Genomic DNA, 25991 nt, shown 5'->3' on the forward strand with positions numbered 1-25991 from the left:
ACCCGTAAAGGAAGAGTATGAACATTATTGAAGCTGCTGTAGCTACCCCGGACGCTCGCGTCGCCATCACCATTGCGCGTTTCAACAACTTCATCAACGATAGCCTGCTGGAAGGTGCGGTTGACGCCCTGAAACGTATCGGCCAGGTTAAAGATGACAACATTACCGTTGTATGGGTTCCAGGTGCTTACGAACTGCCACTGGCAGCGGGCGCGCTGGCGAAAACCGGTAAATACGACGCGGTGATTGCGCTGGGTACCGTTATTCGTGGCGGCACTGCGCACTTCGAATACGTTGCGGGCGGTGCAAGCAATGGTCTGGCGCACGTTGCACAGGACGCTGAAATTCCTGTCGCGTTCGGCGTGCTGACCACCGAAAGTATTGAACAAGCCATCGAACGTGCTGGCACTAAAGCCGGTAACAAAGGTGCAGAAGCTGCACTGACCGCGCTTGAAATGATCAATGTATTGAAAGCCATCAAGGCCTGATTTTTTTGTAAGGGGAATTCCGTGAAACCTGCTGCTCGTCGCCGCGCCCGTGAATGTGCCGTTCAGGCACTTTACTCCTGGCAGTTGTCCCAGAACGACATCGCTGATGTTGAATACCAGTTCCTGTCAGAACAGGACGTGAAAGATGTTGACGTTCTGTACTTCCGTGAACTGCTGTCGGGAGTGGCGACTAATAGCGCGTATCTCGATGGTCTGATGAAACCCTACCTCTCCCGTCTGCTCGAAGAGCTGGGTCAGGTAGAAAAAGCAGTGCTGCGCATTGCGCTGTTTGAGCTGTCTAAACGTGATGATGTGCCGTACAAAGTGGCCATCAACGAAGCGATCGAACTGGCGAAAACCTTCGGCGCTGAAGACAGCCACAAGTTTGTAAACGGCGTTCTTGATAAAGCAGCACCTGCGATCCGTCCCCACAAAAAGTGATCCGCAAACCGGAGCTCTGCATTGCCTGACGGGCAGTGCGGCTCCGGTTTTTTCTTTTATTTGCTGAGGCATAACGTATGGCATGCGGCGAATTCTCCCTGATTGCCCGTTATTTCGACCGTGTCAGAACCTCTCGTCTTGATGTTGAAACCGGCATTGGCGATGACTGTGCACTTCTCAATATTCCCGAAAAACAGACGCTGGCAATCAGCACCGACACCTTAGTGTGCGGGCGCCATTTCTTACCTGATATCGATCCTGCCGATCTGGCGTATAAAGCGCTGGCGGTCAACGTGAGCGATCTGGCTGCGATGGGGGCCGATCCGGCGTGGTTAACGCTGGCCCTGACGCTGCCAGAGGTCGATGAACCCTGGCTTGAAGCCTTCAGTGACGCTCTGTTTGAGCAGCTTAACTACTACGACATGCAATTGATTGGCGGCGATACCACGGCGGGGCCGCTATCGATGACGCTCGCGATCCACGGTTATGTGCCGGCTGGGCGCGCGCTGAAACGCTCCGGGGCGAAACCTGGCGACTGGATCTACGTCACCGGTACGCCGGGCGACAGCGCAGCGGGACTGGCGATCCTCCAGGATCGCTTAACCGTGAATGACACTGACGACGCGGCGTATCTGGTCAAACGGCATCTGCGGCCAACGCCGCGTATTCTTCACGGCCAGGCGCTACGCGAACGGGCAAGCTCAGCTATCGATCTCTCGGACGGGTTAATCTCAGATCTCGGTCATATTCTGAAGGCCAGCGGTGTCGGCGCGCGCGTTGACCTGGATCTGTTCCCGCTATCAGAGCAGCTGCTTCGACACGTCGAGCCTGAGCAGGCGCTGCGCTGGGCGCTCTCCGGCGGCGAAGATTATGAGCTGTGCTTTACCGTGCCTGAGCTCAACCGTGGGACGCTGGACGTGGCGTTAGCGCATCTCGGCGCGAAATTTACCTGTATCGGCCAGATCATGCCGGAGAGTGAAGGGCTGAAGTTTGTGAAAAATTGTGCGCCCGTTACGCTGGACTGGAAAGGGTACGATCACTTCGGGTGATGTTGTGCTATCTGTACTGCCGGGTGGCGGCTTCGCCTTACCCGGCTTACGTATCAGAGGGTTAGGGAGAGGGATTACTTAAACCCTACCACCGGATGCTGCTGATACGGTGTCTCCAGCTCGGCAACTTGCTCCGGCGTCAGCGTGATATCCACCGCATTCAGTAGTTCATCAAGCTGCTCTTCCCGCGAAGTGCCAATAATCGGTGCCGCGATGCCGCGTTTACCCAGCAGCCATGCCAGCGCGACCTGGGCGCGGGTGGCTCCAGTATCGTCGGCGATCCCGGCTAACCGTTCGGCAATTAACGCATCGCTGGCTTCTGTACTGGAATAAAGATTTTTTCCTACTTCATCCGATACCAGGCGGGCCGTGGTTTCCCCCCACGGACGGGTCAGGCGACCACGTGCCAGCGGGCTCCACGGGATCACCGCCACGCCTTCCTGATAGCAGAGCGGTAGCATCTCGCGTTCTTCTTCACGATAGATAAGATTGTAGTGATCCTGCATGGTGACGAAACGCGCCCAGCCATGTTGCGCCTGCAGAGCCAGCGCCTGGGCGAACTGCGACGCGTGCATAGACGATGCGCCGATGTAGCGCGCTTTACCGGCTTTCACCACATCGTTGAGCGCTTCAAGCGTCTCTTCAATGGGCGTGTTGTAATCCCAGCGGTGAATTTGCAGCAGGTCGACATAGTCCATGTTCAGGCGTCGAAGGCTGTCATCAATGGAACGCAGGATCTGGGCGCGAGAAAGGCCCTCAGCCAGATCGCCCACCGGGTAATAGACCTTGGTGGCGACGACGATTTCATCACGACGCGCAAAATCGCGCAGGGCACGGCCGACGATCTCTTCACTGCTGCCGTCGGAGTAGCTGTTGGCGGTGTCAAAGAAGTTAATGCCACCTTCAATGGCGCGTTTGATGATAGGGCGGCTGCTCTCTTCCGGCAGCGTCCAGGCGTGATTACCCCGGTCAGGCTCGCCAAAGGTCATACAGCCCAGGCAAAGTCGGGAAACGTTAAGATCCGTTTTTCCTAATGTCGTGTATTGCATGGTTCCACTCCTGCTTTTTTAAACAATACGTTTAAGCATAGCAGGAGCGGAAAAGGGGAAGGATCAGGCAAGCCAGCTACGAATTTTGGCTTCAATACCAGCGGCGTCCAGGCCAATTGCCGCGCGGGCTTCGTCCTGAGTACCTTGCGGAATGAAGTGATCCGGCAGACCAAGGTTCAGTACCGGAACGGCTTTACGGTTCGCCATCAGCACCTCGTTTACGCCGCTACCTGCGCCGCCCATGATGGCGTTTTCTTCCAGCGTCACCAGCACCTCATGGGTTTCTGCCATTTCCAGGATCAGGGATTCATCGAGCGGTTTCACGAAGCGCATATCCACCAGAGTGGCATTAAGCGCTTCAGCGACCTTAGCGGCCTCTGGCATCAGGGTACCAAAGTTCAGAATTGCCACTTTCTCACCGCGACGTTTCACCAGACCTTTACCTATCGCCAGTTTTTCCAGCGGCTGCAGCTCAACGCCTACCGCGTTACCGCGTGGATAGCGAACCGCGCTTGGACCATCCTGGTAGTGGTAGCCGGTATACAGCATCTGACGACATTCGTTTTCGTCGCTTGGCGTCATGATAACCATGTCCGGAATGCAGCGCAGGAACGAAAGATCGAATGCACCCTGGTGCGTCTGGCCGTCAGCACCCACGATGCCTGCGCGGTCGATAGCAAACAGCACCGGCAGCTTCTGGATGGCAACGTCATGGATCACCTGATCGTAGGCGCGTTGCAGGAAGGTGGAGTAGATCGCCACCACCGGTTTGTATCCACCAATCGCCAGACCCGCCGCGAAGGTGACTGCGTGCTGCTCGGCAATCGCCACGTCAAAATACTGGTCAGGGTATTTTTTGGAGAACTCGACCATGCCGGAACCTTCTCGCATAGCCGGGGTGATCGCCATCAGCTTGTTGTCTTTCGCCGCGGTTTCACATAACCAGTCACCGAAGATTTTGGAATAGCTCGGCATACCGCCGCTGCTTTTTGGCAGACAACCGCTGGTCGGATCGAATTTAGGTACCGCGTGGAAAGTGATCGGATCTTTTTCCGCCGGTTCGTAACCACGGCCTTTCTTCGTCATGATATGCAGGAACTGCGGGCCTTTCAGGTCGCGCATGTTCTTGAGCGTGGTGACCAGCCCCAGCACGTCGTGCCCATCAACCGGGCCAATATAGTTAAAGCCCAGCTCTTCAAAGAGTGTGCCCGGCACGACCATGCCTTTGATGTGTTCTTCGGTACGCTTGAGCAGCTCTTTGATTGGCGGTACGCCAGAGAAGACTTTCTTGCCGCCTTCGCGCAGCGTGGAGTAAAGCTTGCCGGAGAGCAGCTGTGCCAGATGGTTGTTCAGCGCGCCGACGTTCTCGGAAATCGACATTTCGTTATCGTTCAGGATAACCAGCATGTCCGGCTTGATATCGCCCGCGTGGTTCATGGCCTCAAAGGCCATCCCGGCGGTGATGGCGCCGTCGCCGATCACGCAGACGGTGCGGCGCTGCTTGTTCTCTTTTTCGGCGGCCACGGCAATACCGATACCCGCAGAGATGGAGGTGGAGGAGTGGCCGACGCTTAAAACATCGTACTCACTCTCACCGCGCCACGGGAACGGATGCAGGCCGCCTTTCTGGCGGATCGTGCCAATTTGATCGCGACGACCCGTCAGAATTTTATGTGGATAGGCCTGATGGCCCACGTCCCAGATGAGCTGATCGAACGGGGTGTTGTAGACGTAGTGCAGCGCAACGGTCAGCTCGACCGTGCCAAGCCCGGAGGCGAAATGTCCGCTGGAGCGGCTTACGCTGTCGAGCAGATAGCGACGCAGCTCGTCGCACAGCTTCGGCAGGTTCTCTTTCGGCAACAGACGCAACTCCTGGGTGGAGTCAACTAACGCCAGTGTCGGGTATTTGGCAATATCAAAACTCATCAAAGGCTCATCGAGATAGTGTGTTTATTTATCACGCTGGATTATATAGTCCGCTAGCGCTTCCAGTGCCGAGGTATCGAGAGACTGCGCGGCCAGTTCATTCAGCGACTGGCGGGCTTCCTCTATCAGATCCCGGGCTTTACGCTGGGCTTGCTCAAGACCCAGCAGGGCGGGGTAGGTACTTTTGCCAAGCTGCTGATCCGCACCCTGACGTTTACCCAATGTTGCAGTATCGCCCACCACATCCAGAATGTCATCCTGAACCTGGAACGCCAGACCGATACTTTCTGCGTATCTGTCCAGAATCGGCAGGGCTTTGCGCCCCTGTTCACCCGCGCTCAGTGCGCCCAGGCGTACGGCGGCACGGATGAGTGCGCCCGTTTTATGCCGGTGAATACGCTCCAGCTGTTCCAGATTAACCTGACGTCCTTCTGCCTCCAGATCCAGCGCTTGCCCACCGCACATGCCGGCAACGCCACTGGCCATCGCCAGCTCGGAAACCATTGCCAGACGGTCGCGATCGCTGACTTCTGCCATCGGCGCATCGCTCAGAATAGAGAATGCCAGCGTTTGCAGAGCATCCCCCGCCAGGATGGCATTCGCTTCGCCAAACTTAATATGGCAGGTTGGCTGACCGCGACGCAGATCGTCATCATCCATCGCCGGTAAATCATCGTGGATCAGCGAGTAGGCATGGATGCACTCAACGGCGGCAGCCGGGGCGTCCAGCGTAGTATCGCTGATACCAAACATATTGCCTGTGGCGTAGACGAGGAACGGGCGCAGGCGCTTTCCACCCAAGAGTGCGCCATAGTGCATGGCCTCAACCAGTGGAGTGTTCTGAAAAGGTTGTGGCGCAATAAAACGGCGCAGGGCGTCGTTGGCGCGTATGACTCGCGCCTGAAGCTCGTTAGCAAAATCCATTTACTCGGCGTCCGGTGTGAAAGGCGTTGTCTTAGCGTCTTCGCTATCGGAAAGCAGGATCTGCACACGCTGCTCGGCCTGCTGCAGTTTAACCTGCCCCTGGCGCGCCAGCTGCACGCCACGCTCGAATTCATTGAGCGCCTCTTCCAGCGGTAAATCACCGCTCTCAAGGCGGGTGACGATCTGCTCCAGTTCACTCAGCGCAGTTTCAAAACTGGCCGGTGCGTCGTTCTTCTTCGGCATAGTGAATTGACTCTTATATTCTCAGCCCCGACATGGTAACGGACTCGGGGCAATTATCAAATAACGCGCAATGTGCACAGGAACGGCGCGATGGTGGTATACTTGCGCGCCTGGATGCAGCCACGGGTGTGGGCTGTAATATTATTTTCCATTACAAGCCTTAATACGCTTGCCTAAGAAACATTGCCGCCATGAAGTTTATCATTAAATTGTTCCCTGAAATCACCATCAAAAGCCAATCTGTGCGTTTGCGCTTTATTAAAATTCTCACCGGGAACATTCGTAACGTTTTAAAACACTACGACGAAACCCTCGCCGTGGTGCGCCACTGGGATCACGTTGAAGTTCGCGCGAAAGATGAAAACAAACGTCAGGACATTCGCGACGCGCTGACCCGTATTCCGGGTATTCACCATATTCTGGAAGTGGAAGATGTTCCGTTCACTTCCCTGCATGATATCTTCGAAAAAGCGCTGGTGCAGTATCGCGACCAGATCGAAGGCAAAACCTTCTGCGTGCGCGTGAAGCGTCGCGGCAAGCACGAATTCAGCTCTATCGAGGTGGAACGTTACGTTGGCGGCGGTCTGAACCAGCATGTTGAAACGGCGCGCGTGCGTCTGACCAACCCGGATGTCACCGTGAACCTGGAGATCGAAAACGATCGCCTGCTGCTGGTGAAAGGGCGTTACGAAGGTATCGGCGGCTTCCCAATCGGTACTCAGGAAGATGTGCTGTCCCTGATTTCCGGTGGTTTCGACTCTGGCGTCTCCAGCTACATGCTGATGCGTCGCGGCTGCCGTGTGCATTACTGCTTCTTTAATCTGGGCGGCGCGGCGCATGAAATCGGCGTGCGTCAGGTGGCACACTATCTGTGGAATCGCTTTGGCAGCTCGCACCGCGTGCGCTTTGTGGCGATCAACTTCGAGCCAGTGGTTGGCGAAATCCTGGAGAAAGTGGACGACGGTCAGATGGGCGTGGTCCTCAAGCGTATGATGGTGCGTGCGGCCTCTAAAGTAGCGGAACGCTATGGTGTGCAGGCGCTGGTCACCGGTGAAGCGCTGGGTCAGGTTTCCAGCCAGACGCTGACCAACCTGCGTCTCATCGACAATGTCTCTGACACCCTGATCCTGCGTCCGCTGATCTCTCACGACAAAGAGCACATCATCGATCTGGCGCGCGAAATCGGCACTGAAGATTTTGCCCGTACCATGCCAGAGTACTGCGGCGTGATTTCGAAGAGCCCGACGGTCAAAGCGGTAAAAGCGAAGATCGAAGCGGAAGAAGAGAACTTTGATTTCAGCATTCTGGATAAAGTGGTGGAAGAAGCCTCCAACATCGACATCCGTGAGATTGCCCAGCAGACCGAGCAGGAAGTGGTTGAAGTTGAAACCGTGAGCGGTTTCGGTGCCAACGACGCGATTCTGGATATCCGCTCCGTTGATGAGCAGGACGACAAGCCGCTACAGGTGGAAGGGGTGGAAGTGGTTTCTCTGCCGTTCTATAAGCTGAGCACCAAATTTGGCGACCTCGACCAGAGCAAAACATACCTGCTGTGGTGTGAGCGTGGGGTGATGAGTCGCCTGCAGGCGCTGTATCTGCGTGAGCAGGGCTTTGCGAATGTGAAGGTGTATCGCCCGTAGTTTTTTGCGGGTGTGTGTGTGGCTTGATGCCCTCACCCCGACCCTCTCCCACGGGGAGAGGGCGCAAACATTAAAAACGGCAACCTGAGGTTGCCGTTTTGCTTTTACCTACCGCCACCCGGCTTTTCTTTGCACTACTCTTCATAGTAGTTATAAATCCCCGCCGCCATCACCAGCGTTGAGGCGACTTCGTAGGCTTTCTCCCGCCCGACCAGCAGGTCAACAATCTTTAAGCCAAAGTCTATCGCGGTACCTGGCCCCTGGCTGGTGAGCAGGTTGACGCGCGGATCCCAGACGACGCGTTTATCCACCCACTGCTCTTCCGGGATGGTCTCTTTCAGCCCCGGGAAACCGGTCATGTTACCGATGGGAAAGATATTATGCGGAACCAGCACGGTGCCGGCGGCGGCACAAATGGCAGCAACGATACGTCCCGACAAATGAAACTGTCTGACGGTTTCGACTAACAGAGTGCTGTCGCGAAAATACTCCGCCCCTTTCAGGCCGCCGGGCAGCACGATGATGTCATAGTCCCCGTCGGCCACCTGTACCAGTGGCGCATCCGCGAGGAGTTTCACTCCTCGGGAACAGGTAATAGCCAGATTGCCATCGCTGGCGACGCTGGCGGTGGTCACCTGAATACCACCACGCACCATGATATCGATGGTGGTGACCGCTTCTGTCTCTTCGCTACCAGGGGCGAGGCAAACCAGTGCCGACGCGCTCATATTCACTCTCCTTACGTTTTACCAGGTCATACAGGCGGGCGTTTTCCGGCACAGTGATACCGTGTGCGCGGGCGCGTTTTAGCAGATAGCCGGTGATGTAGTCGATTTCCGTGTGGCGTAGCGCCCGAACATCCTGCAACATGGATGAGATATTTTCTGCCGTACTATCAATAACCTGCTCGACATAATAGCGTAAATCATCCGCCGATGTGTGTAAGCCTTCACGCTCGATCACCGAGGCGACCTCGGCACATAGGGTGGCAACCTCCTGCGGATGGTGCTTCAGTTCCCCGTTCGGGCAGTCCCACAGCGCCGTCAGCGGATTGATCACACAGTTAACGGCCAGCTTACGCCACAGCTGAGGGCGGATGTTGTTGTGCCAGGCCACGTCCGGAAGCACCGTTTGCAGAGTGTCTGCCAGATAACTGTAGTCGCCGTCCTGATCCCGGGCAGGTCCAATATGCGTGACGCCGCTGGCGACATGCACAATGATATTGCCGTCACGGCGTGCGGCGTGCGTGGTGGTGGCCATCAGCAGCGGCTGCACAATGCTTTTCAGTTCATCAATCGTCCCCATGCCGTTATGCAGCAGTAAAACGGGCGACGTGGGGGGAAGCTGGGCGGCCAGCGCTTTTACCGCATCTGAAACTTGCCACGCTTTGAGCGTCACCAGCAGCAGGTCGCTATGCGCCAGGAAATCAGGATCGTTCGCGGTGAGGGATTCGTTAAAGATACTTCCGTCTTCTCCAATCAGGTTTACACTGCAATAGGGCTGAGGTACGCGCAGCCAGCCCTGAACTTCGTGTCCGTGCTTGCATAGTGCGGTCAGCCAGAGTTGACCAAGGGCTCCGCATCCGAGCACTGTAATTTTCATTGTTCCTCCTCACCTGCAACTGCGCCAGGTGTTACGGCCTAAGTATAGCGCCGTCAGCTAAGCTTCTGTTGAGTTATGCCTCGTAGCGGGTATTATGCAACGCAACAAAAATGAAGGGAGAAGAAAAGATGCCATCTTTCGATATTGTTTCCGAAGTTGATATCCAGGAAGTTCGCAACGGCGTAGAAAACGCAACCCGCGAAGTTGAGTCACGTTTCGATTTTCGTGGCGTTGAAGCCTCGTTTGAGCTGAACGATGCCAATAAGACCATTAAGGTGCTGAGCGAATCTGATTTCCAGGTCAACCAGCTGCTCGATATTCTGCGTGCCAAGCTGTTAAAACGCGGCATTGAAGGGACCTCGCTGGATGTACCGGAAGAGTTCGTGCACAGCGGTAAAACCTGGTTTGTTGAAGCCAAACTGAAGCAGGGCATTGAGAGCGCGGTTCAGAAGAAAATCGTTAAGCTCATCAAAGACAGCAAGCTGAAGGTTCAGGCGCAGATCCAGGGCGAAGAAATTCGTGTTACCGGAAAATCCCGTGATGATCTGCAGTCCGTCATGGCGCTGGTGCGCGGCGGCGATCTGGGACAACCGTTCCAGTTTAAAAACTTCCGCGATTAAAACGAAAAAGCCCGGTTTAACCGGGCTTTTTTTCAGGCTTTCAGCGCCTGTTCAACTTCAAAGCGGTTTGTCACCTTACTGTCTATTTTGACATACGCGCTGCGCTCTTCTGCCGCGAGAAGCACTTCACTCACGCCCTCTGTCGATGCAAGACGCTGTTTCAGCGCATCGTTGATCTCAACGTCGTCAGGAATTTCTACCCGCAGGCTACTGACGTAGCGCGGCTCTTTCATGGTACCGGCAACCAGCAGCCAGACCGTCGCCAGCAGTGCGCCTGCGAGGAAGACGGTTTGGGAATCAAACAGGCCGTCGACCCAGCCGCCGAGGGCACCGCCAATGGCCACGCCGATGAACTGGCTGGTGGAGTAAATCCCCATCGCCGTGCCTTTATAACCGGCAGGAGATTCTTTGCTGATCAGTGACGGCAGCAGGGCTTCCATCAGGTTAAACGCCAGGAAGAAGAGCTGCACACCGGCAACCAGTTCCCAGAAGTGGGGGCCAGCGCCCCAGAGCACGATCTCGGCAATCAGCAATACCGCCACACAGCCAATGAAAACGCGCTTCATTTTGCGCTTCACTTCGGCATAGATAATAAACGGTACCACCGAGACGAACGAAATCACCATCGTCACCAGATAGATTTTCCAGTGTTCTGCCGCCGGGAAACCTGCGGCAGCCAGTTGACCGGGCAGGGCGACAAAGGTCGACATCAGCAGAATGTGTAGACACATAATGCCGAAGTTAAGCTTCAACAGGCGCGGCTCAACCAGTACCTTGCTAAAGCAGCCTTTGACCATCCCGGATTCACGGTTGAGGACGTGGTTTTTGCTGTCCGGTACCACCCACAGCGTTAAGGCAATACCGATGGTCGCCAGCACGGCAATCATCCAGAACAGGGCGTGCAGGCCAAGCGTGTGGGTAATAATGGGGCCGAGCACCATCGCAATCGCAAACGTGACGCCAAAGCTCACGCCGATAAATGCCATCGCTTTGGTACGGTTCTGTTCACGGGTTAAATCCGACAGCAGCGCCATCACGGCGGCGGCAATCGCGCCGGAGCCCTGCAGGGCGCGGCCAAGAATAATTCCCCAGATGGAGTGGGAGAGGGCGGCGATGATGCTACCGAGCACAAAAACCAGCAAACCACCGACAATGAGCGGCTTGCGGCCGACGCGGTCAGAGAGCAGACCAAACGGGATCTGGAATACCGCCTGAGCCAGACCATAAATACCAATCGCCAGGCCAATCAGCGCTTCGCTGGCGCCCTGCAATGCCATGCCGTATGTGGTCAGAACAGGCAGGACCATAAACATGCCAAGCATCCGTAGCGAGAAAACAGTCCCTAAACCCCAGGTCGCACGCAGCTCGCCCGGTGTCATTTTATAATCGTTCATTGCCACCTCAATTCAAAAGCAGGCCATAGTGTAGTGCGGGGAAGGGGCGGGGTAAATAAAGGGTTATTTAACAAATATTACATGCGTTATTGATAGATTCAGTGAATAAAAAAGGGTGCCGAAGCACCCCTTTATTCACCTGTTGTGGCTTACCAGACGTAAGTCAGCAGGTTATGCGAATCCGGCACCATAAAGTCCACGGACATCATCACGGACAGCGAGGTGATGGCAACAATCGAGAACACAAACAGTTTGCGCGCCCAGACTTTGTCATCTTCCACTTTGTAACCGCGCAGGGCCATACCGAGCCACCAGACGCTTACCGCTGCGGCCACCGCCAGATATTTATACCCGGCGTAACCTCCCAGCGAGAGCATCAGCGTTGCCACGGCAAAGGCGATGATGTACAGCGTGATGTGGTTCTTGGCAACGGAAATACCTTTCACGACCGGCAGAACCGGAATGTTCGCTGCCTGATAATCCTTAAAGCGGAAAATCGCGATGGCATAGGAGTGCGGCATCTGCCACAGGCTAAAGATAGCTAGCAGGATCAGCGCACCGCTGTCGAACTCGTTCGTGACGGCGCAGTAGCCAATCACCGGCGGCGCAGCGCCGGAGAGAGAACCAATCAGCGTGCCGTAGACGGAGTGACGCTTCATATACAGGCTGTAGACGCCCACATACACCACGAACCCCATCACCCCCAGCCAGCAGGCCAGCGGGTTAGCACCAAACCACAGCAGCATAAAGCCAGCAATACCCAGCAAGGTGGCGTACACCAGCGAGACGGAAGGGGCGATCAGGCCTTTCACCAGCACCCGATTTTTGGTCCTTTCCATCTTCTTGTCGATATCCATGTCGATGTAGTTGTTAAATACACAACCGGACGCAACAACCAGTGACACACCGACCAGCGTGTAGATAAAGAGGGTGTAATCAATGCTGCCTTTGGAGGCCAGCAGGAACCCTCCGATCACGGAGATCAGGTTGCCAAAGATGATGCCTGGTTTCGTTACTTGCAGGTATTGCTTAAACATACTCGCCGCTCTTAGTGAACCATCATGTTGTAGTTAAGGTTCCACATAATCCAGATGGAACCGACTACCAGGATAGCGATGATAATCACGGTAAAGATGAAAGCCGTCATGTTCCAGCCTTCATCGGACTTGGTGTTCATGTGCAGGAAGCAAACCAGATGCACCAGAATCTGAATCACCGCGGTCACCAGGATTGCACCCAGAATAACCGGCTTAGACGCAGAACCGCTCATCACCATCCAGAACGGGATCACCGTCAGGATGATCGACAGGATAAAACCTGTCATGTAGGTTTTTACGCTACCGTGGGAAGCGCCATGATCGTTTGAATGACTCATTACATCGCCCCCATCAGATAGACAACAGAGAACACACAGATCCACACCACGTCCAGGAAGTGCCAGAACAGGCTCAGGCACATGATACGGGTACGGTTAGTGCTGGTCAGGCCGCGACGGGAGATCTGGAACATCAGAACCGCCATCCAGATCAGACCGGAGGTCACGTGCAGACCGTGGGTACCGACCAGTGCGAAGAACGCAGACAGGAAGCCACTGCGATCCGGCCCGAAGCCTTCCATAATCAGGTGATGGAATTCATAGATTTCCATCCCGATGAATCCAGCACCAAACAACCAGGTCAACGCCAGCCAGGAGACAACCTGGCTCTTGTTGTTTTTGTACATGGCGATAGCCGCCATGCCGTAGGTGATGGAGCTGAATAACAGCAGTGCGGTTTCAACCAGAACGAACGGCAGTTCAAAAATGTCCTTGCCGGTCGGGCCGCCCGCTGTGCCGTTCACCAGAACGGCATAGGTTGCGAACAGACAGCAGAACAGAATGCAGTCGCTCATCAGGTAGATCCAGAACCCGAAGACTTTCGTCGGTCCTGTATCGTGGTGCGCATGTTCATGCGCGTGGGCAGTCGAGTGCGCCAGAGTATCAGTTGCCATTTTTCAGCCCCGCTTTAGAAATCTCGTCGAAATGCTGATTTTCCAGCTTTTCAACTTCACGGACTGGTACGTAGTAGTCCACGTCCTCGTCAAAGCTCTTCACAATCCAGCTGATTACGATGCCAGCGAAGCCAACAATCGCCATCCACCAGATGTGCCAGATCATTGCGAAACCAAATACCGTTGCGAAAGCGGCAATCACGATGCCCGCTGCGCTGTTTTTCGGCATATGGATCTCTTCGTAATGGTCAGGTTGCTTGTACGCTTCACCTTTTTCTTTCATTTCCCAGAATGCATCACGTTCGTGAATGTGCGGCACTACGGCAAAGTTATAGAACGGAGGTGGAGAAGAGGTCGCCCACTCCAGCGTACGGCCACCCCATGGGTCACCGGTCAGGTCGCGGTTCAGGTTACGGTCACGGATGGACACGTAGTACTGAATCAGCTGGCACAGAATACCGCAGGCAATCAGCGCGGCACCGCCCGCTGCAACCATCAGCATTGGGTGGAACTGCGGATCGATCTGCTGGCTCAGACGACGGGTCATACCCATGAAGCCCAGCACGTACAGCGGCATAAATGCTACGAAGAAGCCAATGATCCAGAACCAGAACGCGCGTTTACCCCATTTCTCGTTCAGCGTGAAGCCGAACGCTTTTGGCCACCAGTAGGTTACGCCAGCGAAGCAGCCGAAGACCACGCCACCGATGATAACGTTATGGAAGTGCGCAATCAGGAACAGACTGTTGTGCAGAACGAAGTCAGCACCCGGTACCGCCAGCAGTACGCCGGTCATCCCACCTACGGAGAAGGTGACGATGAAGCCGATGGTCCACAGCATCGCTGAGTGGAACACGATACGGCCCTGGTACATGGTGAACAGCCAGTTGAAGATCTTCACCCCGGTAGGGATGGCGATAATCATGGTGGTAATACCGAAGAAGGCGTTTACGTTCGCGCCCGCACCCATAGTAAAGAAGTGGTGCAGCCAAACGATGAACGACAGAACGGTAATACAGACGGTTGCCCACACCAGAGAGGTGTAACCAAACAGACGTTTACGCGAGAAGGTTGCTGCGATTTCGGAGAACACACCGAAGACAGGCAGAACCAGAATGTACACTTCCGGGTGACCCCAGGCCCAAATCAGGTTGATGTACATCATCATGTTGCCACCCATGTCATTCGTGAAGAAATGGGTGCCCAGGTAGCGGTCCAGGGTCAGCAGCGCGATGGTGACGGTCAGAATTGGGAAGGATGCGATAATCAGTACGTTGGCGCACAGAGATGCCCAGGTAAATACCGGCATCTTGAACATGGTCATACCAGGTGCACGCATCTTCAGGATGGTCACGAAGAAGTTGATACCGGTCAGGGTGGTACCGACACCGGAGAGCTGAAGCGCCCAAATCCAGTAGTCAACGCCAACGCCCGGACTGTACTCAATTCCTGACAGCGGTGGGTAAGCCAGCCAGCCGGTCTGAGCGAATTCGCCCACGCCCAGTGACAGGTTAACCAGGATAACGCCGACAACCGTAAACCAGAAGCTCAGGTTGTTCAGGAACGGGAACGCAACGTCGCGCGCGCCAATTTGCAGCGGAACGACAACGTTCATCAGACCGATAACCAGCGGCATCGCCACGAAGAAGATCATGATAACGCCGTGAGCGGTAAAGATCTGGTCGTAGTGGTGCGGTGGCAGGAAGCCGGCTTCACCCGCAGACGCGAGTGCCTGCTGGCTACGCATCATGATCGCATCCGCAAAGCCACGAATTAACATGACGATACCGACGATGCAGTACATGATACCGAGTTTTTTGTGGTCAACCGAAGTCAGCCACTCGTTCCACAGGTAGCTCCACTTACCGAAGTAAGTGATCAAGGCCAGTAAGGCCGCGCCACCGATGATAATGGCAGCCACCGTAACCATGATAATCGGTTCATGGTAGGGCACTGCATCCAGTGTCAATTTTCCGAACATTTTCTTCCTCGGCCCCTTAGTGAGCGGTTTCCGCGTGGCTCATGTCCATGCCTTCCATACCTTCGTGCGCGCTATGCTCGCCTTCAGGCTGGGTCATGTCCATGCTCTTGCCGTGATCCATAAATTTGCCAATAACGTCTTTGAACAAATCAGGTTTCACGTTAGAGAAGTACTCCACCTTGTTGTATTCGCTAGGTGCAGCCACTTTTTCGAACGCCGCCATGTCAGACATGGTGTTTGGAGACTGCTTCGCTTTTGCAACCCACTGGTCGAAAGCGGCACGGTCCGGCGTCGCAATAGCTTTGAACTTCATACCTGAGAAGCCCGGGCCGCTATAGCTGGCGGAGATACCATCATAGGTGCCTGCTTCATTCGCGATCAGGTGCAGGTTGGTCTGCATACCAGCCATCGCGTAAATCTGGCTACCCAGACGTGGGATGAAGAAGGAGTTCATTACGGAGTTGGAGGTCACTTTGAACTGAACCGGAGTGTTCGCCGGGAAGGCGATTTCATTCACGGTAGCAATGCCCTGCTCTGGATAGATGAAGAACCATTTCCAGTCCATGGAGACCACTTCAATGGTAATTGGTTTTTCATCGTGAACCAGCGGTTTGCTTGGCTCAAGTGCGTGAGTGGTTTTCCAGGTCAGCACAGCGAGGAACAGGATGATCAGAATAGGAACCGTCCAGACCACAGCTTCCACTTTATTGGAGTGTGACCAGTTAGGGCTATACTTCGCATCTTTATTGCTCGCACGATACTTCCAGGCGAAACCAACAGCCATCAAAATGGCTGGAATAACCACAATCAACATCAGGCCAAATGCCGTCAGTATCAGTGAACGTTGTTCCAGTCCAATCTGTCCTTTGGGGTCAAGTAGTGCAGAATCGCAGCCACTGAGTAATACAGTGCCTGCGAATAATGACAACCATCCCAAACTTTTATTGTATTTCCTGAGTCTCATTTAACGACCTCAATTCCACGGGAGTCTGGTGGCGTTTAAAGTGTGGGGGCATTTTACGGGAAGGTTACATTACTGTAAACATCATTAGGCCTGTGTCAGGAAGGTGTTACCGGGTTCTGCCGCACGTGTCACAAGTGTTGCAAATTATGTCGGTTTTTATGACCGAAGCCGCATGGCATGGGCTTTATAACGAAAGGACCCCCAAGCATACCCTAAAAGGGGCAATTGGTATAACCATTGTTAAAAATAAACAAAAAATTAACAATTAATTATCAATAAAAAGACAATTAAAAAACGAAAATTCAATCTTTCCCAAGCTGAATCGTTTAATGAAAAATAGCCTGAAAGAAATGGCTCCAATAATTTCCGAATCCTATCCCGCACAAAACAACAAATATTTTTTTTAGCGTTTGTCGGTTATTTCACCGTTATAATTTCAGCCGGTGATTACAACGGGAAATAACCTTTCGCTTTTATCTTCAGGTTGTCTGCGTTTTACGCAGAGCCAGAAAATCGAGCAGCCCACCGAGCAGGATCCCGACGACCGCCAGCAGGGCGCCGACATCAAGGAGAAGGGCTTCAAGAGGAAGCACCAGGGGGGTAGTGGCATTGATGATAAGCACCACGAGCCATAACCCCAGCGCCAGACATCCCACCATTAACAGGCGTAGCGCAAAACGGTAGGCGCGCTGATATTCCGTTCGCGGCATAAAGTGTTCTGTTCGCTGGGTATATTCCAGCGTCTGGCGGCAGACCAGCAACAATAAAATGCCTGGCACGGCTGCAACCACGGAGAAGAGATAAAACGTTGGCCAACCGTGCGCTTCAACAAACCAACCGGCAATCGGCCCCACATATACGCGGCCCACGGCAGAAAGCGCCGAGAGCAGGGCGAACTGCGTTGCAGAAAACGACTTGTTGCAGAGCGTCATCAGCAGGGCGACAAACGCCGCGGTACCCATTCCGCCACACAGGTTCTCAAAGAACACTGCTGCCGCCATGCTAATCATATGTTTATCGGTAATCGACAGCAGCCAGTAACCCGCGTTAGACGCCCCCTGCAGAATGCCGAAGATCAGCAACGCCCGGAACAAGGTCAGGCGCTGCATCAACACCCCGCCGTAAAGTGCGCCGACGATAGTGGCAAAGAGCCCGAGGGTTTTGTTAACCACTCCCACTTCACCGGCATCGAACCCGACGCCGCGGATCAGGAACGTGGTGGTCAGGCTCATCGCGAAGGCATCACCCAGCTTATAAAGGACGATGAGCAGCAGGATCAGCCAGGCATTGTTGCGGCCAAAGAAATCACGCAGCGGTTCGGCAACGGCCTGCTCCAGAGAACGGGGGACCGGAATCACGTCGCTCGGTTCAGGGGCGAGGAGGGTGGCAATAATGCACGGGATCAGCAGGGCGGCCATCAGCCAGTACATGCCCTGCCAGCCCAGATAGCGGTCAGCCAGCCACAGCGCCAGCCCACCAGATACCAACATGCCGAGGCGATAGCCCAGCACGCTGATGGCTGCACCGGCTCCACGCTCTTCTGCGGGTAACACGTCCGTTTTCCAGGCATCAAACACGATATCCTGTGACGCGGAACAGAAGGCGATCACCACCGCAAGCGCCGCCATCCAGCGAAGCTGTGTCGACGGCTCAAGGAATCCCATGGCGGCAATGGCCAGCAACAGCAGGACCTGCGTCATCACCAGCCAGCCACGACGACGGCCCAGGAACGGCGGGGTGTAGCGATCCATCACCGGCGACCACAGGAACTTAAAGACATACGCCTGGCCGACGAGCGAGAAGAAGCCAATGGTTTTGAGATCGATATTCTCAACCGTCATCCAGGCCTGCAATGTGCCGGAAGTGAGCGCGAGGGGTAAACCGGAGGCAAAGCCAAGGATCAGCAGAATGGCTGATTTGGGTTGCTGGAAAATGCGTAAGTAATGACTGGACATGTTCTTAAAAACTGACCCGGTAAAATACCGGGTCAGTCAGCAGGATTAACGCGCGTTTTGCTTGATAAAGTCGTGAATGCTGGTGTCCTGCGCCATATCGGCGATGGTATCGGTCAGCACGCTGTTTACGGCGTTAGCAATGTTCTGGTTAGAAGCCTGGAAAGCACCTTCTACGGAGTAGCTGGCGCGATAGTTTTTGGTCATCTTGTTGCCGTTCTTCGCGGTAGCGATGATGGCGATGTCCGCTTTGGTGGAGATGTTGTAGCGCACGTTACCCTGGGAAACGTCAGCGTACAGGTTGTTAACGATGATCTGCAGATCAACCGCGCCGCTTGGGCCAATCATGTAACCACGAGAGGTCATCTGTTTCTCCAGCACTTCCTGCAGCAGGAAGCGCAGGTCACGGGAAGCGGTCAACGTTACCAGCTGGTTGTCGCGGGTCACTTTCGCCAGGGCCTGATCCTGACGTTGATCGGCACCGTTAATGCTCACGGTCACGCCCATCAGGCTTGGATCCTGCTGGGGCAGCGTGATTTTTGGTGAGACATCAATGGTTGTTGGCGGGGTAGCGCAGCCTGCCAGCATAAAGAGGGCTACCAACGGAAAGAAGAGTTTTTTTAACATTTTCGGGTTCTCAACGAATCGTAAGCATAAAGAGAGAAAAATTGCCGCCATCATAACATCGCTAACGGCCAGGGGAAGTGGTCAACGCATGTAAATTCATCGCCTTGTCTGAAAACTGACCAGTTCGCCCTTTTTCTCAACCTGTGTGTGACAAAACGTATGAGCCTCACAGTGAACTTCATTCGTTTGAATGAGAAAATAAGACGAAAGCTAAATATTTGTTGTCTTGTTGTAATGGAACCGGTAAAAGCGGCTAACATTTAAAGGGATGGGTGACATCCTGGCGTTGTCGGAGGAGTAATTTCATGATGATACGTGAGCAGATAGAAGATAAATTAAGGGCAGCGTTCAACCCTGTGTTCCTCGAAGTCGTCGACGAAAGCTATCGTCATAACGTGCCGGCAGGTTCTGAAAGCCACTTCAAAGTGGTTCTGGTTAGCGATCGCTTCACGGGAGAACGTTTCCTGAACCGACACCGCTTGATCTACAGCACCTTGACGGAAGAACTCTCCACAACCGTACATGCGCTGGCATTGCATACCTACACCATTAAGGAGTGGGAAGGCTTGCAGGATACGGTTTTTGCATCCCCGCCTTGTCGCGGTGCAGGCACCATCGCCTGATAAATCGGATTTGCAACCGCTGGAGTTTTTCCAGTATGTTGCATACAGATTTCCTCAAAACGGCCTTCGGGCCGTTTTGTTTTGTCTGAGTTTTGAGCGGATGGTGCGATTTTAAGGCTAAAAATAGCCTTAAAGTGTGAAAAAAGCCGCAGCAACATGCCCCAACCGTTCTCGACTCACCTAAGTGATGCCGCTATAATGCCGCGTCTTATTGAATGTCTTCGGGATGATTCTGGCGACAGGGAATGTGAATCTGCACTAAGAGAGCATCCCGGTAAAACAGACAGATTCAGAGTTGACCGAGCACTGTGATTTTTTTGAGGTAACAAGATGCAAGTTTCAGTTGAAACCACTCAAGGCCTTGGCCGCCGTGTAACGATTACTATCGCTGCTGACAGCATCGAAACTGCTGTGAAAAGCGAGCTGGTCAACGTAGCAAAAAAAGTACGTATTGACGGCTTCCGTAAGGGCAAAGTACCAATGAATGTTGTTGCTCAGCGTTATGGCGCTTCCGTGCGTCAGGATGTGCTGGGTGAACTGATGAGCCGCAACTTTATCGATGCGATCATCAAAGAAAAGATCAATCCGGCCGGTGCGCCGAACTACGTTCCAGGCGAATACAAACTGGGCGAAGACTTCACCTACTCTGTAGAGTTCGAAGTGTATCCGGAAGTAGAACTGAAAGGTCTGGAATCTATCGAAGTTGAAAAACCGATTGTTTCCGTGACCGACGAAGATGTTGACGGCATGCTGGATACCCTGCGTAAGCAGCAGGCTAACTGGAAAGAGAAAGAAGGCGCTGTTGACGCTGAAGACCGCGTCACCATCGACTTCACCGGTTCTGTAGACGGCGAAGAGTTCGAAGGCGGCAAAGCGACTGACTTCGTACTGGCAATGGGTCAGGGTCGTATGATCCCGGGCTTCGAAGACGGTATCAAAGGCCACAAAGCGGGCGAAGAGTTCACCATCGACGTGACCTTCCCTGAAGAGTACCACGCTGAAAACCTGAAAGGTAAAGCAGCGAAGTTCGTCATCAACCTGAAGAAAGTGGAAGAGCGCGAACTGCCAGAACTGACTGAAGAATTCATCAAGCGTTTCGGCGTGGAAGATGGTTCTGTTGCTGGTCTGCGTACTGAAGTACGTAAAAACATGGAACGCGAGCTGAACGGTGCTGTGCGTAACCGTGTGAAATCTCAGGCTATTGAAGGCCTGGTGAAGGCGAACGAAATCGACGTTCCAGCTGCGCTGATCGACAGCGAAATCGACGTACTGCGTCGTCAGGCTGCACAGCGTTTCGGTGGCAACCAGCAGCAAGCGATGGAACTGCCACGCGAGCTGTTCGAAGAGCAGGCAAAACGCCGCGTTGTTGTTGGTCTGCTGCTGGGCGAAGTGATTCGTACTCACGAGCTGAAAGCTGACGAAGAGCGTGTGAAAGGCCTGATCGAAGAGATGGCTTCTGCATACGAAGATCCATCAGAAGTTATCGAGTTCTACGGTAAGAACAAAGAGCTGATGGACAACATGCGCAATGTTGCCCTGGAAGAGCAGGCTGTTGAAGCGGTACTGGCGAAAGCGAAAGTGACCGAAAAAGCGACCTCTTTCAACGAACTGATGAACCAGCAGGCGTAATTTCGCCCCGAAGGTTTAAAGTTTGAACAAAAACCCGTTGCCTTCCGGCAACGGGTTTTTTTTATCGCACCAATAGCCCAGGAAGGGTGCTAAAACGCCCTTTCGGTGTTAGCGTAACAACAAAAGGTTGTTATGCTTGAAATAGGGCAATGTAAACCCCATAAGTGTGTAATCAGATGAATGAGACTGGCTGATAATCCGTCCGTAAGGTTACAATCAGTACAGCAGGTGTTTTCAATTTTGATCCAGGAGACGGAAATGTCATACAGTGGCGAACGAGATAACTTTGCACCCCATATGGCTCTGGTGCCAATGGTTATTGAACAGACCTCACGTGGTGAGCGTTCTTTTGATATCTATTCCCGTCTGCTCAAGGAACGCGTTATCTTTCTGACCGGCCAGGTGGAAGACCACATGGCGAACCTGATCGTGGCGCAGATGCTGTTTCTGGAAGCGGAAAACCCGGAAAAAGACATTTACCTGTACATTAACTCCCCAGGCGGCGTGATTACGGCAGGTATGTCCATTTATGACACCATGCAATTCATCAAGCCTGATGTGAGCACTATCTGTATGGGTCAGGCAGCATCTATGGGGGCCTTCCTGTTAACCGCAGGGGCAAAAGGCAAACGTTTCTGCCTGCCGAATTCCCGCGTGATGATTCACCAGCCGCTGGGTGGTTACCAGGGGCAGGCGACGGATATCGAAATCCACGCCCGCGAAATTCTGAAAGTAAAAGCGCGCATGAATGAACTTATGGCGCAGCATACGGGTCAATCTCTTGAGCAGATCGAGCGCGATACCGAGCGCGATCGCTTCCTCTCTGCTTCAGAGGCAGTTGAGTACGGCTTAGTCGACTCCATTTTGACCCATCGTAATTGATGCCCGCGACGCGAGTGTGCCGCTATACTAAGGTAAAGCGGCACTCTGCTTGAGAGCAGCTTGCGTCTGAAAATGGCATTTGCGTCGTCATGTGCGGCACAAAGAACTTAAAAAGAGGTTTGGACTCATGACAGATAAACGCAAAGATGGTTCGGGCAAACTGCTGTACTGCTCTTTTTGCGGCAAAAGCCAGCATGAAGTGCGTAAACTGATTGCCGGGCCGTCCGTGTATATCTGCGACGAATGTGTTGATTTATGTAATGACATCATTCGCGAAGAGATTAAAGAAGTAGCGCCTCACCGCGAGCGTAGCGCGCTGCCGACACCGCATGAAATTCGTCATCATCTGGACGACTATGTCATCGGTCAGGAGCAGGCTAAGAAAGTGCTGGCGGTAGCGGTATATAACCACTACAAACGCCTGCGTAACGGTGATACCAGCAATGGCGTAGAGCTGGGTAAAAGTAACATTCTGCTGATCGGCCCAACCGGTTCCGGTAAAACGCTGTTGGCTGAAACGCTCGCACGCCTGCTGGATGTGCCGTTCACCATGGCGGATGCCACCACCCTGACCGAAGCCGGTTACGTGGGTGAAGATGTGGAAAACATCATCCAGAAACTGCTGCAGAAGTGCGATTACGACGTACAAAAAGCCCAGCGCGGTATCGTCTATATCGATGAGATCGACAAGATCTCCCGTAAATCAGACAACCCGTCTATCACCCGTGACGTATCAGGGGAAGGTGTACAGCAGGCATTGCTGAAGCTGATCGAAGGGACCGTTGCCGCAGTGCCCCCGCAGGGTGGCCGTAAACATCCGCAGCAGGAGTTCCTGCAGGTTGATACCTCCAAGATCCTGTTCATCTGTGGCGGTGCTTTCGCCGGTCTGGATAAAGTTATCTCCCACCGTGTTGAAACCGGCTCCGGCATTGGTTTTGGCGCAACGGTGAAGGCCAAATCCGAGAAAGCGAACGAAGGCGAACTGCTGTCTCAGGTTGAACCAGAAGATCTGATCAAGTTTGGTCTGATCCCAGAATTCATTGGGCGTCTGCCGGTTGTGGCCACGCTGAATGAACTGAGTGAAGAAGCGCTGATCCAGATCCTGAAAGAGCCGAAAAACGCGCTGACCAAGCAGTATCAGGCGCTGTTTAACCTGGAAGGCGTTGAGCTGGAATTCCGTGATGAAGCGCTGGATGCGATTGCGAAGAAAGCGATGATCCGTAAAACCGGTGCCCGTGGTCTGCGTTCCATCGTTGAAGCGGCGCTGCTTGATACCATGTACGACCTGCCTTCCATGGAAGATGTCGAAAAAGTGGTTATCGACGAGTCCGTTATCGGTGGTCAAAGCAAGCCGCTGCTGATTTACGGGAAACCGGAAGCGCAGCAGGCATCTGGCGAATAATTCACCAAATCATACAAGCAGTTAATCAAAAAGGGGGGATTTTATCTCCCCTTTACTTTTTCCGTATTCATGGCGTTGAATGTGTGGGAAACATCCCCATATACTGGATTACATGTTAATGGTTGTGTGAAGCACAGTTACATGACCAGTTTACCTGGCGGACACTAAACTAAGAGAGAGCTCTATGAATCCTGAGCGTTCTGAACGCATTGAAATCCCCGTATTGCCGTTGCGCGATGTGGTGGTTTATCCGCACATGGTCATACCCTTATTTGTAGGGCGGGAAAAATCTATCCGTTGCCTCGAAGCCGCCATGGATCATGATAAAAAAATCATGTTGGTTGCGCAGAAGGAAGCTTCGACGGATGAGCCGGGTGTAAACGATCTTTTCACCGTCGGGACCGTGGCCTCTATTTTGCAGATGCTGAAGCTGCCTGACGGCACCGTTAAGGTGCTGGTAGAAGGCCTGCAGCGTGCGCGTATTACCACCCTGTCTGACAATGGCGAACATTTCTCTGCCAAGGCAGAGTACCTTGATTCGCCTCAGCTTGATGAGCGCGAGCAGGAAGTGCTGGTGCGCACCGCGATTAGCCAGTTTGAAGGCTATATCAAGCTGAACAAGAAAATCCCACCAGAAGTGCTGACGTCGCTGAACAGCATCGACGATCCCGCACGTCTGGCGGACACCATCGCAGCGCATATGCCGCTGAAGCTGGCGGACAAACAGTCCGTGCTGGAGATGTCCGACGTTAACGAACGTCTGGAATATCTGATGGCGATGATGGAGTCTGAAATCGATCTGCTGCAGGTTGAGAAGCGTATTCGCAACCGCGTGAAAAAGCAGATGGAAAAATCGCAGCGTGAGTACTATCTGAATGAGCAAATGAAAGCCATTCAGAAAGAACTCGGCGAGATGGACGACGCGCCGGACGAAAACGAAGCGCTGAAGCGTAAGATCGACGCGGCAAAAATGCCGAAAGAGGCCAAAGAGAAAGCGGAAGCTGAACTGCAGAAGCTGAAAATGATGTCTCCGATGTCGGCTGAAGCGACGGTGGTGCGTGGCTACATCGAGTGGATGGTTCAGGTGCCGTGGAATGCCCGCAGCAAGGTCAAAAAAGACCTGCGTCAGGCGCAGGAGATCCTGGATACCGACCACTACGGCCTGGAGCGTGTTAAAGACCGCATCCTTGAGTACCTCGCGGTACAAAGCCGTGTAAACAAACTGAAAGGCCCAATCCTCTGTCTGGTTGGACCGCCAGGGGTAGGTAAAACCTCTCTGGGCCAGTCCATTGCGAAAGCGACCGGACGTAAATATATCCGTATGGCGCTGGGTGGCGTACGCGACGAAGCGGAAATCCGCGGTCACCGTCGTACCTACATCGGTTCTATGCCGGGTAAATTGATCCAGAAGATGGCGAAAGTTGGGGTTAAAAACCCGCTGTTCCTGCTCGATGAGATCGACAAAATGTCGTCGGATATGCGTGGCGATCCGGCCTCGGCTCTGCTGGAAGTACTTGATCCAGAACAGAACGTGGCGTTCAGCGATCACTACCTGGAAGTGGACTACGATCTGAGCGATGTGATGTTCGTGGCGACCTCCAACTCCATGAACATTCCGGCTCCGCTGCTGGATCGGATGGAAGTGATCCGTCTGTCTGGTTATACCGAAGACGAGAAGCTGAATATTGCGAAGCAGCATCTGCTGCCGAAACAGATTGAGCGTAACGCACTGAAAGCCAACGAACTGACCGTCGAGGACAGCGCGATTATCGGCATCATTCGCTACTACACTCGCGAAGCGGGCGTGCGTAGCCTTGAGCGTGAAATCTCGAAACTGTGCCGTAAAGCGGTGAAACAGCTGCTGCTGGATAAGAGCCTGAAGCACATCACCATTAACGGCGACAATCTGCATGCCTATCTGGGCGTTCAGCGTTTCGACTATGGTCGTGCGGACAACGAAAACCGCGTGGGTCAGGTCACCGGTCTGGCATGGACGGAAGTGGGCGGCGATCTGCTGACCATCGAAACCGCCTGTGTGCCAGGTAAAGGTAAGCTGACCTACACCGGTTCTTTGGGTGAAGTCATGCAGGAGTCCATCCAGGCGGCCTTGACCGTGGTTCGCGCACGTGCGGAGAAACTGGGGATCAACCCGGATTTCTACGAAAAACGCGACATTCACGTTCACGTCCCGGAAGGGGCAACGCCGAAAGATGGCCCAAGCGCCGGTATCGCGATGTGTACCGCGCTGGTCTCCTGTCTCACAGGTAACCCGGTGCGCGCTGATGTCGCAATGACCGGTGAAATTACCCTGCGTGGTCAGGTTCTGCCAATTGGTGGGTTAAAAGAAAAACTGCTGGCGGCACATCGTGGTGGGATCAAAACCGTATTGATTCCTTACGAAAATAAACGCGATTTGGAAGAGATTCCTGACAACGTGATTGCCGATCTGCAGATTCATCCTGTTAAGCGAATTGAGGAGGTTCTTACTCTCGCATTGCAGAATGAACCCTCCGGAATGCAGGTTGTGACTGCAAAATAGTGACCTCGCGCAAAGAGCGTCAATAAA

Annotated in this window: 24 protein-coding genes; 10 read left to right on the plus strand and 14 right to left on the minus strand. The window is 53.8% G+C overall.

Annotated features, from left to right (window positions below; genetic code table 11):
• The first annotated feature begins 17 nt into the window (after window positions 1-17).
• From ribE to thiL, 3 genes are all read left to right on the plus strand, one after another.
• Entirely contained in the window at window positions 18-488 is a 471-nt protein-coding gene (gene ribE / locus APU11_RS10690; RefSeq protein ID WP_003859098.1) for a 6,7-dimethyl-8-ribityllumazine synthase, read from the plus strand.
• A gap of 21 nt (window positions 489-509) precedes the next feature.
• Entirely contained in the window at window positions 510-929 is a 420-nt protein-coding gene (nusB, locus tag APU11_RS10695; RefSeq protein WP_006809908.1) for a transcription antitermination factor NusB, read from the plus strand.
• A 77-nt stretch (window positions 930-1006) separates the two neighbouring features.
• On the plus strand, window positions 1007-1978 hold the full coding sequence (gene thiL, locus APU11_RS10700; RefSeq protein ID WP_057071128.1) for a thiamine-phosphate kinase: 972 nt from the start codon (window positions 1007-1009) through the stop codon (window positions 1976-1978).
• 74 nt (window positions 1979-2052) lie between these two features.
• Here thiL and APU11_RS10705 read toward each other — a convergent pair whose 3' ends face one another.
• The 4 genes from APU11_RS10705 to xseB all read right to left on the minus strand — a co-directional run bounded on the left by APU11_RS10705 (window position 2053) and on the right by xseB (window position 6120).
• Window positions 2053-3027 carry an aldo/keto reductase gene (locus APU11_RS10705; RefSeq protein WP_057071127.1) on the minus strand — a complete coding sequence of 325 codons (975 nt, stop codon included), beginning with the start codon at window positions 3025-3027 and terminating at the stop codon, window positions 2053-2055.
• A gap of 63 nt (window positions 3028-3090) precedes the next feature.
• On the minus strand, window positions 3091-4953 hold the full coding sequence (gene dxs / locus APU11_RS10710) for a 1-deoxy-D-xylulose-5-phosphate synthase (protein ID WP_023622252.1): 1863 nt from the start codon (window positions 4951-4953) through the stop codon (window positions 3091-3093).
• Between the two features lie 24 nt (window positions 4954-4977).
• A complete protein-coding gene (gene ispA, locus APU11_RS10715) occupies window positions 4978-5877 on the minus strand; it encodes a (2E,6E)-farnesyl diphosphate synthase (protein WP_014830869.1) in 900 nt (299 codons plus the stop codon).
• A complete protein-coding gene (gene xseB / locus APU11_RS10720) occupies window positions 5878-6120 on the minus strand; it encodes an exodeoxyribonuclease VII small subunit (RefSeq protein ID WP_008503331.1) in 243 nt (80 codons plus the stop codon).
• A gap of 191 nt (window positions 6121-6311) precedes the next feature.
• Between xseB and thiI the strand changes: the two genes are divergently transcribed.
• Window positions 6312-7760: a tRNA uracil 4-sulfurtransferase ThiI gene (gene thiI, locus APU11_RS10725; protein WP_020686381.1), complete on the plus strand. Its 1449-nt coding sequence runs from the start codon at window positions 6312-6314 to the stop codon at window positions 7758-7760.
• Window positions 7761-7894: 134 nt separating this feature from the next.
• Here thiI and yajL read toward each other — a convergent pair whose 3' ends face one another.
• The gene (gene yajL / locus APU11_RS10730) at window positions 7895-8488 is read right to left on the minus strand and encodes a protein deglycase YajL (RefSeq protein WP_013095845.1); all 594 of its coding nucleotides are present in this window, start codon (window positions 8486-8488) and stop codon (window positions 7895-7897) included.
• On the minus strand, window positions 8451-9362 hold the full coding sequence (panE, locus tag APU11_RS10735; RefSeq protein ID WP_045902413.1) for a 2-dehydropantoate 2-reductase: 912 nt from the start codon (window positions 9360-9362) through the stop codon (window positions 8451-8453). The genes yajL and panE overlap by 38 nt, the downstream gene beginning before the upstream one ends.
• Before the next feature lie 128 nt (window positions 9363-9490).
• On the opposite strand from panE, the gene APU11_RS10740 reads away from it, so the two are divergent.
• A complete protein-coding gene (locus APU11_RS10740) occupies window positions 9491-9982 on the plus strand; it encodes a YajQ family cyclic di-GMP-binding protein (RefSeq protein WP_008503327.1) in 492 nt (163 codons plus the stop codon).
• A 32-nt stretch (window positions 9983-10014) separates the two neighbouring features.
• Here the strand turns inward: APU11_RS10740 and APU11_RS10745 are convergent, their stop codons facing one another.
• The 8 genes from APU11_RS10745 to APU11_RS10785 all read right to left on the minus strand — a co-directional run bounded on the left by APU11_RS10745 (window position 10015) and on the right by APU11_RS10785 (window position 18889).
• Window positions 10015-11376, minus strand: coding sequence for an MFS transporter (locus tag APU11_RS10745; protein WP_013095847.1), 1362 nt, complete (start codon window positions 11374-11376; stop codon window positions 10015-10017).
• A gap of 149 nt (window positions 11377-11525) precedes the next feature.
• A complete protein-coding gene (cyoE, locus tag APU11_RS10750; RefSeq protein ID WP_013095848.1) occupies window positions 11526-12413 on the minus strand; it encodes a heme o synthase in 888 nt (295 codons plus the stop codon).
• Window positions 12414-12424: 11 nt separating this feature from the next.
• Entirely contained in the window at window positions 12425-12751 is a 327-nt protein-coding gene (locus APU11_RS10755; protein WP_006176899.1) for a cytochrome o ubiquinol oxidase subunit IV, read from the minus strand.
• Window positions 12751-13365: a cytochrome o ubiquinol oxidase subunit III gene (locus tag APU11_RS10760; RefSeq protein ID WP_003859057.1), complete on the minus strand. Its 615-nt coding sequence runs from the start codon at window positions 13363-13365 to the stop codon at window positions 12751-12753. The genes APU11_RS10755 and APU11_RS10760 overlap by 1 nt, the downstream gene beginning before the upstream one ends.
• On the minus strand, window positions 13355-15346 hold the full coding sequence (gene cyoB / locus APU11_RS10765; RefSeq protein ID WP_013095850.1) for a cytochrome o ubiquinol oxidase subunit I: 1992 nt from the start codon (window positions 15344-15346) through the stop codon (window positions 13355-13357). The genes APU11_RS10760 and cyoB overlap by 11 nt, the downstream gene beginning before the upstream one ends.
• A gap of 16 nt (window positions 15347-15362) precedes the next feature.
• Entirely contained in the window at window positions 15363-16310 is a 948-nt protein-coding gene (cyoA, locus tag APU11_RS10770) for a cytochrome o ubiquinol oxidase subunit II (protein WP_013095851.1), read from the minus strand.
• A 479-nt stretch (window positions 16311-16789) separates the two neighbouring features.
• Window positions 16790-18265: a muropeptide MFS transporter AmpG gene (ampG, locus tag APU11_RS10780; RefSeq protein WP_038985373.1), complete on the minus strand. Its 1476-nt coding sequence runs from the start codon at window positions 18263-18265 to the stop codon at window positions 16790-16792.
• A 45-nt stretch (window positions 18266-18310) separates the two neighbouring features.
• Window positions 18311-18889 (minus strand): lipoprotein, encoded by a 579-nt coding sequence (locus tag APU11_RS10785; protein WP_013095854.1) that lies wholly within the window; start codon window positions 18887-18889, stop codon window positions 18311-18313.
• Window positions 18890-19194: 305 nt separating this feature from the next.
• Here APU11_RS10785 and bolA point away from each other — a divergent pair, with 305 nt between their 5' ends.
• The 5 genes from bolA to lon all read left to right on the plus strand — a co-directional run bounded on the left by bolA (window position 19195) and on the right by lon (window position 25964).
• Complete coding sequence (gene bolA / locus APU11_RS10790) at window positions 19195-19512, plus strand: transcriptional regulator BolA (RefSeq protein WP_013095855.1); 318 nt, start codon at window positions 19195-19197, stop codon at window positions 19510-19512.
• Between the two features lie 330 nt (window positions 19513-19842).
• Entirely contained in the window at window positions 19843-21141 is a 1299-nt protein-coding gene (tig, locus tag APU11_RS10795; RefSeq protein WP_013095856.1) for a trigger factor, read from the plus strand.
• A gap of 258 nt (window positions 21142-21399) precedes the next feature.
• Window positions 21400-22023: an ATP-dependent Clp endopeptidase proteolytic subunit ClpP gene (gene clpP, locus APU11_RS10800; RefSeq protein WP_013095857.1), complete on the plus strand. Its 624-nt coding sequence runs from the start codon at window positions 21400-21402 to the stop codon at window positions 22021-22023.
• Between the two features lie 127 nt (window positions 22024-22150).
• On the plus strand, window positions 22151-23425 hold the full coding sequence (gene clpX, locus APU11_RS10805; protein WP_013095858.1) for an ATP-dependent protease ATP-binding subunit ClpX: 1275 nt from the start codon (window positions 22151-22153) through the stop codon (window positions 23423-23425).
• Between the two features lie 184 nt (window positions 23426-23609).
• Window positions 23610-25964 (plus strand): endopeptidase La, encoded by a 2355-nt coding sequence (gene lon / locus APU11_RS10810; RefSeq protein WP_013095859.1) that lies wholly within the window; start codon window positions 23610-23612, stop codon window positions 25962-25964.
• Window positions 25965-25991 lie beyond the last annotated feature (27 nt).

It is taken from the genome of Enterobacter sp. 50793107, assembly GCF_001463365.1.
Lineage (GTDB): Bacteria > Pseudomonadota > Gammaproteobacteria > Enterobacterales > Enterobacteriaceae > Enterobacter > Enterobacter cloacae.

Excerpts from the sequence above, each read along its gene's own strand:
- ampG (WP_038985373.1), bottom strand. The coding sequence starts at position 18,265 with ATGTCCAGTCATTACTTACGCATTTTCCAGCAACCCAAATCAGCCATT.
- cyoB (WP_013095850.1), bottom strand. The coding sequence starts at position 15,346 with ATGTTCGGAAAATTGACACTGGATGCAGTGCCCTACCATGAACCGATT.
- APU11_RS10740 (WP_008503327.1), top strand. The coding sequence starts at position 9,491 with ATGCCATCTTTCGATATTGTTTCCGAAGTTGATATCCAGGAAGTTCGC.
- bolA (WP_013095855.1), top strand. The coding sequence starts at position 19,195 with ATGATGATACGTGAGCAGATAGAAGATAAATTAAGGGCAGCGTTCAAC.
- cyoE (WP_013095848.1), bottom strand. The coding sequence starts at position 12,413 with ATGTTTAAGCAATACCTGCAAGTAACGAAACCAGGCATCATCTTTGGC.
- clpP (WP_013095857.1), top strand. The coding sequence starts at position 21,400 with ATGTCATACAGTGGCGAACGAGATAACTTTGCACCCCATATGGCTCTG.
- xseB (WP_008503331.1), bottom strand. The coding sequence starts at position 6,120 with ATGCCGAAGAAGAACGACGCACCGGCCAGTTTTGAAACTGCGCTGAGT.
- APU11_RS10760 (WP_003859057.1), bottom strand. The coding sequence starts at position 13,365 with ATGGCAACTGATACTCTGGCGCACTCGACTGCCCACGCGCATGAACAT.
- lon (WP_013095859.1), top strand. The coding sequence starts at position 23,610 with ATGAATCCTGAGCGTTCTGAACGCATTGAAATCCCCGTATTGCCGTTG.
- dxs (WP_023622252.1), bottom strand. The coding sequence starts at position 4,953 with ATGAGTTTTGATATTGCCAAATACCCGACACTGGCGTTAGTTGACTCC.
- cyoA (WP_013095851.1), bottom strand. The coding sequence starts at position 16,310 with ATGAGACTCAGGAAATACAATAAAAGTTTGGGATGGTTGTCATTATTC.
- APU11_RS10745 (WP_013095847.1), bottom strand. The coding sequence starts at position 11,376 with ATGAACGATTATAAAATGACACCGGGCGAGCTGCGTGCGACCTGGGGT.
- thiL (WP_057071128.1), top strand. The coding sequence starts at position 1,007 with ATGGCATGCGGCGAATTCTCCCTGATTGCCCGTTATTTCGACCGTGTC.
- panE (WP_045902413.1), bottom strand. The coding sequence starts at position 9,362 with ATGAAAATTACAGTGCTCGGATGCGGAGCCCTTGGTCAACTCTGGCTG.
- yajL (WP_013095845.1), bottom strand. The coding sequence starts at position 8,488 with ATGAGCGCGTCGGCACTGGTTTGCCTCGCCCCTGGTAGCGAAGAGACA.
- tig (WP_013095856.1), top strand. The coding sequence starts at position 19,843 with ATGCAAGTTTCAGTTGAAACCACTCAAGGCCTTGGCCGCCGTGTAACG.
- clpX (WP_013095858.1), top strand. The coding sequence starts at position 22,151 with ATGACAGATAAACGCAAAGATGGTTCGGGCAAACTGCTGTACTGCTCT.
- APU11_RS10755 (WP_006176899.1), bottom strand. The coding sequence starts at position 12,751 with ATGAGTCATTCAAACGATCATGGCGCTTCCCACGGTAGCGTAAAAACC.
- thiI (WP_020686381.1), top strand. The coding sequence starts at position 6,312 with ATGAAGTTTATCATTAAATTGTTCCCTGAAATCACCATCAAAAGCCAA.
- APU11_RS10785 (WP_013095854.1), bottom strand. The coding sequence starts at position 18,889 with ATGTTAAAAAAACTCTTCTTTCCGTTGGTAGCCCTCTTTATGCTGGCA.
- ispA (WP_014830869.1), bottom strand. The coding sequence starts at position 5,877 with ATGGATTTTGCTAACGAGCTTCAGGCGCGAGTCATACGCGCCAACGAC.
- ribE (WP_003859098.1), top strand. The coding sequence starts at position 18 with ATGAACATTATTGAAGCTGCTGTAGCTACCCCGGACGCTCGCGTCGCC.
- APU11_RS10705 (WP_057071127.1), bottom strand. The coding sequence starts at position 3,027 with ATGCAATACACGACATTAGGAAAAACGGATCTTAACGTTTCCCGACTT.